This is a genomic window from Paenibacillus humicus NBRC 102415 (assembly GCF_004000905.1).
Taxonomy (GTDB): Bacteria; Bacillota; Bacilli; order Paenibacillales; family Paenibacillaceae; genus Paenibacillus_O; species Paenibacillus_O humicus.
In genome coordinates, this window is the sequence record NZ_BIMD01000001.1 from 198964 (window position 1) to 213570 (window position 14607).

The window sequence follows — 14607 nt, forward strand, 5'->3', positions numbered from 1 at the left end:
GCATCAGCGTATAATCGCTTCAGTTTGGAAATTACAGGAGGAAACGCATACGATGAGCACCGATTCGACGAAAACCGGCTTTTGGCAGCTAGTGAAGAAAGGAAACACTTCGTCAGCGACAGCGGCGATCGGGAATACAGGCCTTGCCGTCGTCAAGGGCATCGCCGCAGCAACGACGGGAAGCGGCGCCATGTTCGCATCCACAATGCATTCCATCGCCGATGCGATCAATCAGGGGTTTGTGTTCGCAGGCAGCGTCCTGGCCGAGAAGAAGCCGACCAAGCGCTTTCCGACCGGATTCGGACGAGTCATCAATCTTTTCTGCATGATCGCGGTTCTCGTCGTCACCGTCATGGCGTACGAAACGATCCGCGAAGGCTTTCATCTCCTGGCGCATCCTGTGCATTCGAGCGGCTTCTGGCTCAATCTGATCGTGCTGCTCCTGTCTTTGGCGGTGGACGGATTCGTACTGGTCAAGGCGATGAAGGAGATCATGCATGAAGCCCGGGTTGAAGCCAAGGGAACGGGAATCGTCGCCGCAGCCTTCCGCAACGTAGGCAGGGCCGCGCCTCCGACCCGGCTGGTCTTCTACGAGGATCTCGTCGCCACGACGGGCGCGCTGCTCGCGCTGATCGCGGTCATCGTAACGTCGCTGACGAGCTTCGAGCTGCTGGACGGCATCTCGACCATCCTGATCGGCTTCCTCATGATCGGCGTCGCCTTCCGGGTCGGCTACGACAATATGGTCGGCTTGATCGGCGTGGCCGCGCCTCGGGATGTCGAGGACAAGGTCGCCCGAATCATCCTGGCGCATCCTCAAGTTCTGGACATCTTCCAGATGAGGATTCTTCAGGAAGGCCGTTATTATCATGTCGACGGCACGATCGAGCTGGAGCCCGGCCTTACGCTTGCGAACGCGGACGACATCATCTTCAAGGTCAGGGACAGCCTGCTCAGCGATCCCGATATCGCGGATGTCGCCATCAGCATCATCGAGGATCAAGGCGTCCCCAACTGGAAGTTCGAGACGCAGGAGTAAGCATCGGCAGACTTGGCAGACATGCGGAATTCCCTTCCGCATGTCTTTTTATTTGGCCTGTTGATGCGGTCAAGAACGGTTCCGGCTCCGCCGCCGAATTCATTCCTCCAGCCGAAAATACCGATGGCGGATGAAGCGATAGTTCGATAGTATAGGGATTAAACGTCTTCAGCTCGTTATTTCACGGTTGGAAGGCTAAGTGTCAAACAAATTAAAAGAAGCGGCGGCAGAGCAGCCGTGTCAATGATCTCGGAGGAGTGGGCCTATGGAAGTCAATTTTTGCTCTGCGTGCGGGGATGCCATGGAGACGAGGGATATCGACGGAACGCCTAGAAGGGCCTGCGTTTCGTGCAGCTTCGTTCATTGGGGCCATTACAGCATCGGAGTCGGCGCCTTGGTGGAGCGCGGCGGCAAGCTGCTGCTCGTGCGGCGTGCCCAGGAGCCGGGAAGGGGATACTGGACCAATCCCGGCGGATACGCCGAACAGCTGGAGCAGCTGCATGAGACCGTGCAGCGGGAGGTGCTCGAGGAGGCGGGCATTCATGCCGTCGTCATCGGAATTGCCGCCCTGCGCGATCAGCCGCGGCAAATTCATAATGTGTACGTGGCGTTCTCGATGGACTATGTCGGCGGCGAACCGGTTCCCGATGGCGTGGAGGTCGATGCGGCCGGCTTTTTCAGCCTGGAGGAAATGGCGGAGATGCATGTAGCTCCATTCACGCGCTGGCTCGTCGACGTCGCCCTGAACGGCCGGTCGGACGGCTTGATATCGGATCCCGATCCCATCGTGCCTCTGGCCGGCTACGGATTGTTCCGCATCTGACTCCAAGCGGGAACCGCGCCTCGCCAACTTTTTATCCGAATGGAAAGCGGGCGACGGTTTCGTACATAGGAAGCCGATGCATATGCGTCCGGTACAAGACGACTTCGTCGACGGTCCAGGACATTGAGGCTGAGGAGCAGTCCGCAGGCCGGCCTTCGGTTCCTTTGGAATTCCCGGCATCCGACGCTCCCGGACGCAGCTGGAGCCTGGGCATCCGAAACGGCTCCGTTCCCCGGTAGTTTCGGGCAATTGTAAGATGGGGGCTGTAAGCCCGCTCTTCGGCCTTGAATCCAAGGGCGGAAACAGCTTCCGCGACGATGTTCCTTGCTTGATGCAGCCCTTCTCTATCGCCGCCGATTCCTGCCCAGAACACTTTCGGCCGCTCGGGAATGCCGAATGTGCCCGTGCCGCTCAAAGTCAGGACGAACGGCCGAATTGCGCCGGACTGCGCGGCCGAATCCAGTACGGACCGCAGCTCCGACACTCGCTCCGGCAGCGTATCGCCGATGAATTGAAGCGTGATATGCAGATCCGCCGCATCCGTCCATTTTCGGAACGGATAGAGGGTGCGCAGCTCGTCGGACCAAGCTCCGATCCGCTCCTTCAAGGGACCAGGCAGAGGAACGGCGACAAAAACGCGCTGTCCGTCGCGGGCAGGTTTTACTAGATCTCTCTGATGCAAAGATGCAGACCTCCTTTGGATGAATTCTCTTTCTATTGTAACCCAAACCCGGATTTCTCAGGCGAAGCGGGGAAACGAGCGGCCAACGAGGATTGTCCGGGAACAGAATCCGAATGCAGCGATCATGTTCGAGCATCGCTCCGATTACGTCAGCGACAGCGATCTGCTCCGGTGCTACGAATGGGTGCGGCAAGCAATGGCCGGAGATGTCGAGATGCCTGCCTGTCAATATCCCGCAATCGATGCGGTCCTTCACGCTGTCAACCTATGGAGCTGGCTGCCGGAGCTGGAAGCGAAGCCCCCCATCATGATACAATATGTATCATGATGGGGGGGCTTCGTCTATGCAGGCAAGAACATCGGTATCCGGTTCGGGCTTCAAATTAGGAAACGCTGTTATGAAGTGGCTTCTTCTCGTTCTATCCGTTTTCGACGCCGTCGCGACCGATGCGGGCATCCGGCTTAACGCCATACAGGAAGCCAATCCGTTCGCGGCTTTATTGTACGGGACGCATCCCGCGTTGTTTTACGGGTACAAGATTGTCCTGCCGTCGCTCCTTCTGCTCATGGGAGGAAGGACGAGCTCGATCCTGCTCTCCCGATTGATTCTCTTCGCTGCGGCCGTTTACGCCCTGCTTGCCGCTTATCATCTGGCGTGGATCGTTCTGGCTGCCGGCACCGGCTGAGCTGAGCTCCCGCCGTCCGCCCATCGGCGGTCGGCGTGCCGAGGACAGCAGGTAATCGCCGCCATACTGGCAGTTTCCGCTGAATTTTGTTAACCTAATTTCAAATAGCCCGGCATTTCCTTATGGCGAGAGGATCGACACTCATGGAGAAAAAGCTTCTATATATTCGTGTCAAAGAAGAGATTGAACGGAGAATCAAGAGCGGAGAACTGATGCCTGGGGACAAGCTTCCTTCCGAGCCCGCATTGGCGAAGGAATTCGAAGTAAGCCGCCCGACACTCAGGGAGTCGCTGAAGATGCTCCAGAGAGAAGGCGTGCTGCTAAGCAAAAATGGCGTCGGCACCTACGTGAACGAGCAGGGCTCCCTCATCATGAACCCGCTCAACAAGCTGAGCAGCCTCGGAGAGATGATCAAGCGTGTCGGCTATAAGGACAGCGAAGCTTATGTGAAGATCTATACGCAGGAGCCGGAGCCCGACTGGTCCGAAAAGCTGCAAAGCGGGGATCCGGTCGTCGTGCTGGAGAGGCTGAGAACGGCCGACGATCAGAAGGTGGCTTTTTACTACAACATCTTCCCGAAGGATATTGCGGCGAGTCATTTTGAAGAAGGCTTTTCCGGCGCGATTTTCGACTTTCTGCAGGAAAAGCTGGGCATCCGCATCTCGTACGCCCTGACCGAGATCTGTCCCGTCGGCGCCGCTCAGGAAAGGGACCGCAAAGCTGCCGAGATGCTCGGAGGGGACCTCATCCTGCTGAAGCAGCTTCATTTCGGAGAGGACGACCGTCCCGTCTTTTACTCGCTCGATTATTTGAAAAGCAGTGCTTTCAAGCTGTATGTCAAACGGGATTGAACGACTTTCCCATGAACCGCTTGCCCTCGACTGGGGCGATGCGGTTTTTTTATGTTCGTTCATAAAACCTTAACGACTCGATTATGTTCCGCAAACATTTGTTTTTTAAAGTTATAGATGTCAGACAGCTTGTCAGATGAATGAGGAGGATGGAGCATGCTAAAAAGTTGGGGGAAAAGAAAGAAGCATTCCTTGGGGCTGGTCGTGCTTGCTGCGGCAACCGTTCTGAGCGCTTGCGGACAGAACAACACGGGCGGAGCGGAGGCGAATGCGCTGAAAGGCGCTGCGGAGAGCAATCAAGCCGCGGCAGAGCCGGTCACGCCGAAATCGGACAAGCTTGTCGTTTATTCCGCCTTGAACGAGGACGACATGATCCAGCTGAAGCAGAAGTTCAAGGAGGATACGGGCATCGAGATGGAGTACTTGAATCTCGGCAGCGCAGGCGAAGCAAGCACTCGGGTCCAAGCCGAGAAAAGCTCGCCGAAGGCGGACGTGCTCGTAGGCGGTTCCGTGGAGTTTTACCAGCCGCTGGCCGAGCAGGGCATTCTGGAGAAATACACGTCCCCGAACGCAGCCGATATCGATGCCAAATTCAACGACCCGAACGGATATTGGCAGGGCTGGTACATGGGCGTTCTCGGCATCGTGCTGAACACCGAGAGATACCAGAAGGAGCTGGCGCCAAAAGGCGTTCAAGAGCCCAAAACCTGGGATGATCTGCTCGATCCGGCCTATAAAGGCCAATTCATCACCTCCAACCCGGCAACTGCGGGCGGCGGCTATATCTTTGTAGCGGACCAGCTGTTCCGTCTCGGCGAGCAGCAAGGTTGGGACTACTTGAAGAAATTGAACGCCAACGTCCACCATTACACGCCCAAAGCAGGCGACGGCATCCAGCTGACCGCTACCGGAGAGTTCATTGCCGGCATGTCCTGGGCACACGATATCGTGAAATCGGCCAAGCAGGGCTATCCGATTCAAGTCATCGTGCCGGAGCAGACCGCCTATGAGATCGGCGGAGCCGGCATCATCCATGGCGGAGCCAACACGGACAACGCCCGGAAATTCATGGATTGGCTGCTGACAAAGGAAACCGGAGAGCTCAATACCAAGATGTCGAACCGTTATTCCGTACGCAGCGACGTAGCGCCGCCGGAAGGAATGATCCCGGTATCCGAAGTGGATCTCGTCGATTACGACCGGGCCAAAGCGGCCGCCATGAAGGCCGATGTCGTGAAGCAGTTCACCGAAATGGCCGGAACGAAATAAAGGGCTGACCGTCGGCCTGGCTCGCGGGAACCTTCCAGCCTTGCGGCGAGCGGAGCGTTCCCGTCTCTTTTTCCGCAATGTCCTGGAACGGAGTGAACCTAAATGTCAGCATCAGCGTTATCGGACGCATGGAAGCAAGTCAAAAAAGTAAAACAGGAGCCCATTCTGGCGGCGGTCCTCGCAGCCGCCCTGCTCATTACCGGTTTTTTTGTGCTTTGGCCGATTGCCAAGGTGGTCAGCTATCCGCATCCAGCGGACTATGCCCAGCTGTTCACCAACTCCAGATGGCTGCAGGCGGCCCTCAACAGTCTGATGATGACCGTGTTGTCCACGTTCTCCTGCACGGCGATCGCTTTTTTGTTCGCCTTTACGGTTGCCCGGCTGGATGTGCCGCTCAAAGGGCTTTTTCGATTCGTGACGCTGCTTCCTATCGTTTCTCCGCCCTTTATCGTGGCTTTGTCCTATATTCTGCTCTTCGGCAGGCAAGGACTGGTCACCAAGCAGCTGCTTCACTTCAATGTGGATATATACGGGTGGCACGGGCTTTGGCTCGTCCAGACGATTACTTTTTTCCCTTACGCCTATGCCGTCATCTATGGCGTGCTGCAATCGTCCGCCGTCCATCTGGAGTATGCCGCGCATAATCTCGGCGCGACGAGATGGCAGGCGTTCAGGCATGTCTTTCTGCCGCTGTGCAGGCCCGGCATCGCCGGAGGAGCATTGATCACAGCGATGAACGTATTGGCCGACTTCGGAAATCCGATGATCATCGGGGGCAACTTCACGCTGCTTCCTACCGAGGCCTACATGCAGATGTCCGGCTGGTTCGACCTCTCCTCGGCCGCCGTGCTGTCGACGGCTCTGCTGCTGCCTGCTCTCGGCCTGTTCCTGGTCAACCGGCTATGGGTCGGAAGAAGCTCCTACATCACCGTAACCGGCAGAGAATCCAGCCTTCAAGCCTACCCGGCCGCTCCAGGGGTCAAGTGGACCCTGTTCGCATGCTGTCTGTCGATCTCCTTATTCATCCTTGCCGTATATGGGGTGCTGGTTTATGGCGCTTTCACGAAAACCTGGGGCTACGACTGGAGCTTCACCTTGGACAATCTGAACTACGTCACGGCAAAACAGCAGGAGCTGTACAACAGCATCCGCTATGCGCTGCTGTCTTCGATAGGGGCCGCGGTGCTGGGCTTGATTCTTGCTTACATCGTCCACCGCAAGCGGATCGGCATCAACCGGCTGCTCGACTTCCTGGCCATCCTTCCCGGCGCCGTCCCCGGCGTCTTCCTCGGCCTTGGCTTCGCGCTGACCTTCAATCAGCCACCGATCCAGCTCAGCGGAACATCCGCCATCATGATTCTGGCCTTGATGTTCTGGAATTTGCCGACCTGCTACAGCGCTTGCTCTGCCGGGTTCCAGCAGATCGGCCGTTCGCTGGAGGACGCTTCGCACAACCTCGGAGCGGGGAGCTTCCGCACGCTGCTCGGCATTCTGCTTCCGCTGCTCAAGGGACCGTTCCTGTCCGGAATCTCGGTATCGTTTCTCCGGTCCGTCACTTGCCTGAGCGTCATTATCTTCCTCTATTCCGCCCATACTTCGGTCGGCACGGTATCCATACTCGGTCTCGTTCAAAGCGGAGCATGGGGTGGAGCCTCGGCATTCACTGTCGTCCTCATTTCGATAGCCTTCGCCGTGCTTGCCCTGTCGCGGCTTATCCCGTTCACCCAGGATCGGAGGAAACGATGAATCCATCTCAAGCCCATATTCAAATTGAACATGTATCCAAATCATTCGGCTCGTTCGCCGCTATCCGCAACGTAAGCCTTGATATTCCGGCAGGCAGCTTCACGACGCTGCTCGGGCCGAGCGGCTGCGGCAAAACGACCCTTATGAGGCTCATAGCCGGATTCAACGAGCCGGACAGCGGCATTATCCGGATCGATGGCCGGCCGGTAAACGGACTTCCTGCTTTCAAGCGCCAAACTCCGCTCGTCTTTCAGGATTACGCGCTCTTTCCCCATATGACCGTGGAAGAGAATATCGCTTACGGCTTGAAGCTTCAAAAGGCATCCCGCAACGAAAGCCGGCGCAAAGTGGACGATATGCTCGGCATGTTCGGGCTGGATGGCCTGGGAAGCCGCTTGCCCAAAGAGCTGAGCGGCGGCCAGCGGCAGCGGGTCGCCTTTGCGCGCGCGCTCGTAACCGGACAGAAGATTCTAATGATGGACGAGCCGCTCAGCAATCTGGACGCCAAGATGAGGGTCGAAGTCCGGCAAGAGCTGCGCGAGCTTCAGCGCCGGACCGGCATTACGGCCGTATTCGTCACTCATGACCAGGACGAGGCTCTGTCGATGTCGGACCGGATCGCCGTATTCGAGCAAGGAAGCATCCGCCAGGCCGGAACTCCATGGGAAATCTATTTCAAGCCCAACGATGCGTTCGTCGCTTCGTTTGTCGGTACGGCCAATTTCATTCGAGGGCAAATAGCGGAGATAAAAGGCGGCGATCTGATCGTCCGCTGCGAGCCCTCGGTGATCCGAATCCCTTCCCATGGCCGGCACTATGTCGTCGGCGAAGAGATCGCGATGGTGTTGCGTCCGGAATGCATCTCGATCGGCGCCGACGGGGAAGGCGGTATTGAAGCCGTTCCTTGCTGGAGCGGCGAAATCCAGAGCAGCAGCTTCCTCGGCCGGATGATCCGGTATGAGGTCCGCTGCGGCTCGGCCACCTTCCTGGTCGATGATGCCGATCCGAGTGCGCGCGGCTTTCTGCAGGGCAGCGTCACCTTGCGGCTGGATCCGGAGCGGATCCATGTTCTCCCTGGCAGCGGAAGGAAAGAGTAAAGAGGAGGAATTAGTTTGCCATTGCATGCTGCCGTTCATTTCCTGAACGTCGGGTGGGGAGACGCCCACCTGATCCACGCCCCGTCGGGGAATGTGACCTTGATAGACGGTGGAGACGGCCTTCTCGCCTCCCACCGTGATCATCCGCTCTCCTGGTTGAAAAGGGAGGGCTTCGAACGACTGGATTGGATGATCCTGACGCATCTTCACGAAGACCATCTGAACGGCCTGCTGGATGTCGCCCGGAGCCTTCCAGTCGTCCAAGCCGTCCTTCCTTACGAAATTCCCGTGATGGACATGGAAGCGCCGGAGTCGGAGGCAGCGGGCTTGGAACTGAGCTCGCCACAATCCCGGGTCCTCGTCATCCTGGCCGCTTACAGGGAGCTGATCCGGCTGCTGAGAGAGCAGGGGACGGCGATCCGGTGGAGATCCGAATACGGGTCCGCAGGCGGCTCGACGATATGGGAGGAAGGTCCTTATCGGCTGGATCATTTGTATCCCTGGGCGGCAGATCCCCTTCCAGGCTTGGAAGTTCTCAGAGAAGCCGCTCGCGGTGGGAAGCTTGCATCGGAAGAATGGCTCGCGCAGCTGGAAGGCTTTTTTGACCGCTCCAACGACGACAGCTCCGTCTACCGGCTGGAAGAAGCCGGCGCAGAGGGGGAAGGCATCCTGTTCGGAGGGGATCTGCTGGCAGCCGGCTGGGAACGCCTCTCCGAGCGGACCGATTTGAGCTGCTGCGTGCTTAAAGCTCCTCATCATGGCCTGGACGATGCTTTCAATGGCCAGCTGTTGTCGGCTGCGGCTCCCGCGCATGCCGTCATTCCTATCTCCATCGACCGCTCGCAGCCGATGGAGGAACGCTGGAGCGAGCTGTGCTCCCCGCGCGGAACCGCCTATCACCTTACAGGCGCGTCAGCGCCTATGGAGAAGAAGAGATTGATCTCCGGATCCATCGAAGCGTGGATTGGAGGATGACGATGAACGCAAGGTACGATCGGGAGCATGAGGAGCAGCTGCTGGCATCAGCGATTGCGTATGCGAGAGAAGCCGGAGAGCAGATTGTGCGGCGGATGAAAGAACCTTATACGCTCGGAGACAAGGTCAACCGGAGCGATCTGGTGACGGAAGTCGACCTGCTGAGCGAGGCCCTTATTCGGAAAAGGATCGGCCTCGATTATCCGGACCATTGGATTCTATCCGAGGAGCAGGACGGTTCCGGGGATTGTTTCGGCTTTATCGGCGCTCCCCCTCCGGGTTGCGGGTGGATCGTCGATCCGATCGACGGAACCGTCAATTTTGTGCACGGCATTCCGCATTTCGCTGTCTCCATCGGTATCGTGAAGGACGGAATTCCCCTTCACGGAGTCGTGTACAACCCGGCAACAGGCGAGCTGTTCCAGGCTACAAAGGGAAGAGGGGCTTTTCTCAACGGAATCCGGCTTCAAGCCGATTCGGAAGGGGATATAGCCTGCTCGCTGCTTGCCACAGGATTCCAGGCTTCGGATTGGAGGCAGGATTCCGTCGCGGCTTCCCAGGTCGCGCGTGTCGCGGGCGTTTCGCGAAGCGTGAGGATATTGGGGGCTGCCAGCCTGGATTTATGCCATATTGCAAGCGGCCGGCTGTCGGGATTTTGGCATGACGGGCTTTACCCTTGGGATGTGGCGGCAGGACTGCTGATCGTGCAGGAATCAGGGGGTGTCGTAACCAATGACCGGGGCGAGCCCTTTGCTCTGCAGCACAAGAGGCTGGTCGCCTCCAATCCGAATCTGCAGCCTTCGCTGCTTTCTCTGCTGTTTACATAAGCTTGAGAAGCCGATGACGCAAACGTTACAAACGGCCTTTATGATGAATAAGCTGTCTGACATCAAGATGTCAGACAGCAATACAAATCAGGAGGTAGTAGGGATGAAGCAGCTTCGCAAATGGTTGGGATTGGTGTTGGCAAGCGTCATTTCCTTGTCGATGGCGGGACTTGGAAATCCGGGCCACGCTCATGCGGCTTCGGAACGGGAGCTCGCCGCTTACTGGGCGCCGGAGTTCTACCAGGACGTCAACGACACCTATGGGTACCGGGCCGATTATGTGACGAATTTCAATTATGACGGCGATTGGGTCGGCAACAACAACTGGGAAAATATCGATCGCTTTCCTTTGAAATCGTACATCTATTACTCGGTCGTCGAGACGGAGAGCCATTACTTCATCGGGTATTACGACTACCATGCCCGCGACGACGGCCCCTTGAGCCTGGACAAGCACGAAAACGACCTCGAGGGCCTGATGGTTGTCGTGCGCAAGGACGGAAGCGCGTATGGCTCCTTCCAGCTCATGGAGACGGTGGCGCACAACCAGATGTATCAATACAGCAATCTGCCTCTGACAAGCGGATCCGACAATCTGGACGGTGGCGTCCTGTTCAACGGCTCCCATGCGAAGGTATTCATTCAATCCAACGGCCAAAGTCCGATCGGGGGACACGGCAACCACGCTTACGACGGCACCGGAGCACCTGGCGGAGACGGCATCGTCTATTACTACGGAGCCCGTGCCGATGTCGTCACGGACGCTTCGGGAAGCTATACGAAACGTTACAGCTACGACTTGCTTTCCTTCGACGACTTCTGGAACCGCCGCTATGACATTGGAGACGGCCGCACCTTCGGCAGCTGGGGCAAGCTCGACGGCGACAATTATCAGCCTGACTCCGCCGCCATGCCTTGGGTTTGGGACGATCTTGACGACGGCCCGACATTTGCCGGCGATTTTCTCAGCGATCCCGCTCATATGGTGGATACGCATTTGAACGGGCTTGGCAACTTCTCGCATGTATATGTACGCCATCCGTATTATTCCCATCGCATTCAAGTCCAAAAAATGACCAGCCTGGCGAACCGGGATCCATTCGGAGGAAGCAGCGACATCTATGTCAAAATCCGCGCCAACGGAAGCGGGGTTTCCGACGACAGGCTATGGAAGAAGAACGATGCGCCGATTGGCCAATCCTTCTCCGTTGCATGGGGAACCGTGGACGCTGCCTTCCCGAATCAATACAGCTCGGCCTATAACGACCGCTACGTCAATGTTCCTGCCGGCAGCGCCATTTCCATCGAGATCAATGATTCCGACGGAACGAGCGGCGACGATGCGATGGGCTCGCTGACGGCCTCTCCTCAGCCGGGCCAGGTCGTCACCTGGTCCGATGCTCTAACCAGCAGCGGCGAAGCCAGAGTGACGGCAACCATCTGGGCGGTCAACTAACCGGCCTGAAGGCAGGCTGCACGCTTGATCCGGCATGAACGCAATTCTCTTCATGGGCAACTCCCTAGCGAAGAAACGAAAAAACCGCGGATATCCGCGGTTTTTTTTGTTTGGTCACTTCGGCAAGGATTTGCTCTTGGGTGCCGCACTGAGGGAATAGATCTGCTCCTCGATCACGTCGCTCGCCTTGCCCAGGAACTCTGTAATGAGCTTGAGCTCTTCCGCCGTATAGGAAGCAGCCAGCTCGACCATCTTCGCATGCAGCGGATCGTACGTCTCGCTGACTTCTTCCTTATCCTCATATTGGGGAACGATGATCACCTTGCGGCGGTCCTTCGGATCGGTCTGCCTGCGCACGAATCCGTTTTTCTCGAGCCGATCGATCAGCGCGGTGACGCTGCCCGTCGCAAGACCGGTGAGCTTGGACAGCTCGCCTGCGGTGATCGGGCCTTTTTCGTGGAGAATGTCGATGGAAAGATAATCGTTATTGTACAGCCCTAGAGAAGAGGCGACATATTGCTGGTAAAGGACGGTACGGGTGCCAAGGCTCCGCATCCGCAGGGTGAATTGCTCCTGCTCCGCGGTCGGCTGGTCATTTCGTTCGCTTGACAAAAGGGAACCCTCCTTTTACTATACATATATCTCGATTACCAAGATATTAGTCAGACGAGATACTTGATGAATTTAGATTAATTGTACCAAAACGCGATTCAATTGCAAAGAAATCCGGAATGGCCGAGATGGGAAGCGGGGAGCCTGCCGCTAACGATGGAATTGGGGAAGATGGAACTGCAAGAAATCGACGAGAGGAAGAGAAGCCATGGCAAAACCTAACAAAGTCGGCGTAATCATCGCAGCCCTGCTGCTGGCCACGCTTATGGCATCAATGGACAACACCATCGTCGCGACGGCGATCGGAACGATCGTAGGCGATCTGGGCGGCTTCGACAAGCTGATGTGGGTCACATCCGCCTATATGGTCGCAGAGATGGCCGGCATGCCGATCTTCGGCAAGCTGTCGGATATGTACGGCCGCAAACGATTTTTCATTTTCGGCCTCATCGTTTTCATGATCGGCTCGGCCCTATGCGGCACGGCGGAGACGATCGTGCAGCTGAGCATCTACAGGGCGATCCAGGGAATCGGCGGCGGCGCGCTCGTGCCGATCGCCTTCACGATCATGTTCGACGTAGTCGCGCCGGAGAAAAGAGGGAAGATCGGAGGCCTGTTCGGCGCTGCATACGGCATCTCCAGCATATTCGGTCCGCTGATCGGCGCCTACATCACGGACTGCATCAACTGGACCTGGATTTTCTACATCAATTTGCCCGTCGGAATCATCGCTTTCTTCATGATCGTGTTTTTCTACAAGGAGTCCGTCGAGCACGCCAGGCAAAGGATCGACTACTTCGGCGCCTTCACGCTGGTCGCCTCCATTCTCTGCCTGATGTTCGCGCTTGAGCTCGGCGGCAAGGAGTACGCCTGGAATTCCGGCATGATTCTCGGCCTGTTCCTCGCCTTTGCCGTTCTCATCATCGGTTTCGTCTTTATCGAGAAGCGGGCCGAGGAACCGATCATTACGTTCGGCATGTTCAGGAACCGCCTCTATTCCACGAGCACTATCATGGCCGTCTTCAGCGGCGCCGCATTTATCACGGCATCGGTGTACATCCCCGTGTTCATTCAAGGCGTATTCGGCGGCTCGGCCACGAACTCCGGACTGGTGCTGCTGCCGATGATGGTCGGTTCCGTCGTAACCGCGGCTGGAGGAGGCTTCCTGCTGGCCAAGTTCACCTACCGCTCGATTATGATTTCGACACTGACGCTGCTGGCCGCCGGCATTGCGCTGCTCGCTGGGCTCGCATCCGATACTTCCCGAATCGTCGTCACCCTGCTCATGATTCTGGTCGGTCTTGGCATCGGCTCTTCGTTCTCCGTCCTCAGCAATGCGGCGATCCATGGGTTCGCAGCCAAGCAAAGGGGATCGGCCAGCTCGACGCTCAGCTTCAGTAGGGAGCTTGGGATGACGCTTGGAATTACCGTGTTCGGCATCGTCCAGAGCCATTTGTTCCTGAACAAGCTGTCCGCTTCCTTCGGCGGCCCGGGCGGAACGTCGGACAGCGTGGATCTGAGCGATCCCAGCAGCATCCTGACTCCGGATACGAGGGACAAAATCCCATCCGATATTTTGGACAAAATTACGGATGCGCTCTCCTCCTCGCTCTCGCACACATTCGCCTGGGCGATCATTCCGGCCGTCATCGCTCTTGCCGCCGCATTCGCCATGGGCAGGGAACGGTTCGATCCGGCAGCCGAAGAAGAATATACGGCAGCCCACTGAGCAGGCCATGGCGGCCATAACGCCGATGGGGCTGGGCGAATGGGGTTCTTCCGGGTAAACTGGGAAGAGATAGGCGGGAGGTGGGAGTCTTCATGCTGGAATGGATCAAGTACACGCTCGAGGATATGGACAAACAGCTGCAGCGCATCCTGAAAAGCCTGAACCATCTCGACGAGGAGCAGATATGGCAGCGGCTGAAGTCTTCGACGAACAGCATCGGCAACCTCTGCCTGCATCTGGCCGGAAACGAATATCAGAGCATCGCCAGCTCCATCGGCGGCAAGCCTTTCATCCGGGAGCGCTCCAAGGAATTCACTGCCGAGGGCGGCAGGACGAAAAAAGAGCTGGGCAGCCTGCTGGTGGAAACGAGAGCCGAGTCGACGATAATTCTGTCCTCTTTGACCGGGAGCGATCTCGGCAGGGAAGTCCGGATTGTCTACCGGCTGGAAGACTGGAACCGGATGCTGAAGGTTCAAGCGGACGCGGAGACGGCCTTCGAGACGAGAGAGATCGGCCGGTTGCTGATCCAGGTGGCCGCCCATTACGGGTATCATGCAGGCCAGATCGTGCTCCTCTCCAAGCTGCACAAGGATATCCCGGAGCCTATTGCCGGGCAATACCATTAATTCCTTACTATGAACTCCTCCTGCTGCAGAAGATCAAAAAAGTCATCCATTATTATGCCGCTTTCCGAAGCGGCTTTTTTAGTTTCCATTCTTTTGCTGCGAACAATTGAACCTGTCCTAAAGAGTGGCGTGAAAGAAACATTATTTACATGCCTAAATTAATTGAGCGCCAAGAAAAAACGTTTCTCT

15 protein-coding genes are annotated in these 14607 nt (G+C 57.2%); 13 read left to right on the top strand and 2 right to left on the bottom strand.

The features are described 5' to 3' along the window. Window positions 1-52 precede the first annotated feature (52 nt). The gene (locus PHU01S_RS00915) at window positions 53-1039 is read left to right on the top strand and encodes a cation diffusion facilitator family transporter (protein WP_049867390.1); all 987 of its coding nucleotides are present in this window, start codon (window positions 53-55) and stop codon (window positions 1037-1039) included. 265 nt (window positions 1040-1304) lie between these two features. Further along, the gene (locus PHU01S_RS00920) at window positions 1305-1862 is read left to right on the top strand and encodes an NUDIX hydrolase (RefSeq protein ID WP_127505591.1); all 558 of its coding nucleotides are present in this window, start codon (window positions 1305-1307) and stop codon (window positions 1860-1862) included. 31 nt (window positions 1863-1893) lie between these two features. On the opposite strand, the gene thpR is transcribed toward PHU01S_RS00920, so the two are convergent. Continuing rightward, window positions 1894-2544 carry an RNA 2',3'-cyclic phosphodiesterase gene (gene thpR / locus PHU01S_RS00925; protein WP_048744340.1) on the bottom strand — a complete coding sequence of 217 codons (651 nt, stop codon included), beginning with the start codon at window positions 2542-2544 and terminating at the stop codon, window positions 1894-1896. A 124-nt stretch (window positions 2545-2668) separates the two neighbouring features. Between thpR and PHU01S_RS00930 the strand changes: the two genes are divergently transcribed. The 9 genes from PHU01S_RS00930 (at window position 2669) to PHU01S_RS00970 (ending at window position 11451) form a co-directional block, all read left to right on the top strand. After that, window positions 2669-2872 carry a hypothetical protein gene (locus PHU01S_RS00930; protein ID WP_127505593.1) on the top strand — a complete coding sequence of 68 codons (204 nt, stop codon included), beginning with the start codon at window positions 2669-2671 and terminating at the stop codon, window positions 2870-2872. A gap of 70 nt (window positions 2873-2942) precedes the next feature. Then, complete coding sequence (locus PHU01S_RS00935) at window positions 2943-3230, top strand: DUF5658 family protein (RefSeq protein WP_127505595.1); 288 nt, start codon at window positions 2943-2945, stop codon at window positions 3228-3230. A gap of 143 nt (window positions 3231-3373) precedes the next feature. Beyond that, on the top strand, window positions 3374-4081 hold the full coding sequence (locus tag PHU01S_RS00940) for a GntR family transcriptional regulator (RefSeq protein ID WP_164762928.1): 708 nt from the start codon (window positions 3374-3376) through the stop codon (window positions 4079-4081). Between the two features lie 156 nt (window positions 4082-4237). Beyond that, window positions 4238-5350 carry an ABC transporter substrate-binding protein gene (locus tag PHU01S_RS00945; RefSeq protein ID WP_127505599.1) on the top strand — a complete coding sequence of 371 codons (1113 nt, stop codon included), beginning with the start codon at window positions 4238-4240 and terminating at the stop codon, window positions 5348-5350. A gap of 102 nt (window positions 5351-5452) precedes the next feature. After that, entirely contained in the window at window positions 5453-7096 is a 1644-nt protein-coding gene (locus PHU01S_RS00950; protein WP_049867385.1) for an ABC transporter permease, read from the top strand. Beyond that, on the top strand, window positions 7093-8193 hold the full coding sequence (locus tag PHU01S_RS00955; protein WP_164762929.1) for an ABC transporter ATP-binding protein: 1101 nt from the start codon (window positions 7093-7095) through the stop codon (window positions 8191-8193). The genes PHU01S_RS00950 and PHU01S_RS00955 overlap by 4 nt, the downstream gene beginning before the upstream one ends. A gap of 15 nt (window positions 8194-8208) precedes the next feature. After that, window positions 8209-9168 carry a ComEC/Rec2 family competence protein gene (locus PHU01S_RS00960; protein WP_164762930.1) on the top strand — a complete coding sequence of 320 codons (960 nt, stop codon included), beginning with the start codon at window positions 8209-8211 and terminating at the stop codon, window positions 9166-9168. Between the two features lie 2 nt (window positions 9169-9170). Continuing rightward, window positions 9171-9995 (top strand): inositol monophosphatase family protein, encoded by an 825-nt coding sequence (locus tag PHU01S_RS00965; RefSeq protein ID WP_164762931.1) that lies wholly within the window; start codon window positions 9171-9173, stop codon window positions 9993-9995. A 103-nt stretch (window positions 9996-10098) separates the two neighbouring features. Then, on the top strand, window positions 10099-11451 hold the full coding sequence (locus PHU01S_RS00970; protein WP_127505607.1) for a hypothetical protein: 1353 nt from the start codon (window positions 10099-10101) through the stop codon (window positions 11449-11451). 114 nt (window positions 11452-11565) lie between these two features. Here the strand turns inward: PHU01S_RS00970 and PHU01S_RS00975 are convergent, their stop codons facing one another. After that, window positions 11566-12006, bottom strand: coding sequence for a MarR family transcriptional regulator (locus PHU01S_RS00975; protein WP_048744463.1), 441 nt, complete (start codon window positions 12004-12006; stop codon window positions 11566-11568). Between the two features lie 265 nt (window positions 12007-12271). Between PHU01S_RS00975 and PHU01S_RS00980 the strand changes: the two genes are divergently transcribed. Both PHU01S_RS00980 and PHU01S_RS00985 read left to right on the top strand, forming a co-directional pair. After that, window positions 12272-13792 (top strand): MDR family MFS transporter, encoded by a 1521-nt coding sequence (locus PHU01S_RS00980; RefSeq protein ID WP_127505609.1) that lies wholly within the window; start codon window positions 12272-12274, stop codon window positions 13790-13792. 92 nt (window positions 13793-13884) lie between these two features. Continuing rightward, window positions 13885-14418 carry a DinB family protein gene (locus tag PHU01S_RS00985; protein ID WP_127505611.1) on the top strand — a complete coding sequence of 178 codons (534 nt, stop codon included), beginning with the start codon at window positions 13885-13887 and terminating at the stop codon, window positions 14416-14418. Window positions 14419-14607 lie beyond the last annotated feature (189 nt).

Excerpts from the sequence above, each read along its gene's own strand:
- PHU01S_RS00920 (WP_127505591.1), top strand. The coding sequence starts at position 1,305 with ATGGAAGTCAATTTTTGCTCTGCGTGCGGGGATGCCATGGAGACGAGG.
- PHU01S_RS00945 (WP_127505599.1), top strand. The coding sequence starts at position 4,238 with ATGCTAAAAAGTTGGGGGAAAAGAAAGAAGCATTCCTTGGGGCTGGTC.
- PHU01S_RS00970 (WP_127505607.1), top strand. The coding sequence starts at position 10,099 with ATGAAGCAGCTTCGCAAATGGTTGGGATTGGTGTTGGCAAGCGTCATT.
- PHU01S_RS00980 (WP_127505609.1), top strand. The coding sequence starts at position 12,272 with ATGGCAAAACCTAACAAAGTCGGCGTAATCATCGCAGCCCTGCTGCTG.
- PHU01S_RS00935 (WP_127505595.1), top strand. The coding sequence starts at position 2,943 with ATGAAGTGGCTTCTTCTCGTTCTATCCGTTTTCGACGCCGTCGCGACC.
- PHU01S_RS00940 (WP_164762928.1), top strand. The coding sequence starts at position 3,374 with ATGGAGAAAAAGCTTCTATATATTCGTGTCAAAGAAGAGATTGAACGG.
- PHU01S_RS00950 (WP_049867385.1), top strand. The coding sequence starts at position 5,453 with ATGTCAGCATCAGCGTTATCGGACGCATGGAAGCAAGTCAAAAAAGTA.
- PHU01S_RS00955 (WP_164762929.1), top strand. The coding sequence starts at position 7,093 with ATGAATCCATCTCAAGCCCATATTCAAATTGAACATGTATCCAAATCA.
- PHU01S_RS00930 (WP_127505593.1), top strand. The coding sequence starts at position 2,669 with ATGTTCGAGCATCGCTCCGATTACGTCAGCGACAGCGATCTGCTCCGG.
- PHU01S_RS00985 (WP_127505611.1), top strand. The coding sequence starts at position 13,885 with ATGCTGGAATGGATCAAGTACACGCTCGAGGATATGGACAAACAGCTG.
- PHU01S_RS00915 (WP_049867390.1), top strand. The coding sequence starts at position 53 with ATGAGCACCGATTCGACGAAAACCGGCTTTTGGCAGCTAGTGAAGAAA.
- PHU01S_RS00975 (WP_048744463.1), bottom strand. The coding sequence starts at position 12,006 with ATGCGGAGCCTTGGCACCCGTACCGTCCTTTACCAGCAATATGTCGCC.
- PHU01S_RS00965 (WP_164762931.1), top strand. The coding sequence starts at position 9,171 with ATGAACGCAAGGTACGATCGGGAGCATGAGGAGCAGCTGCTGGCATCA.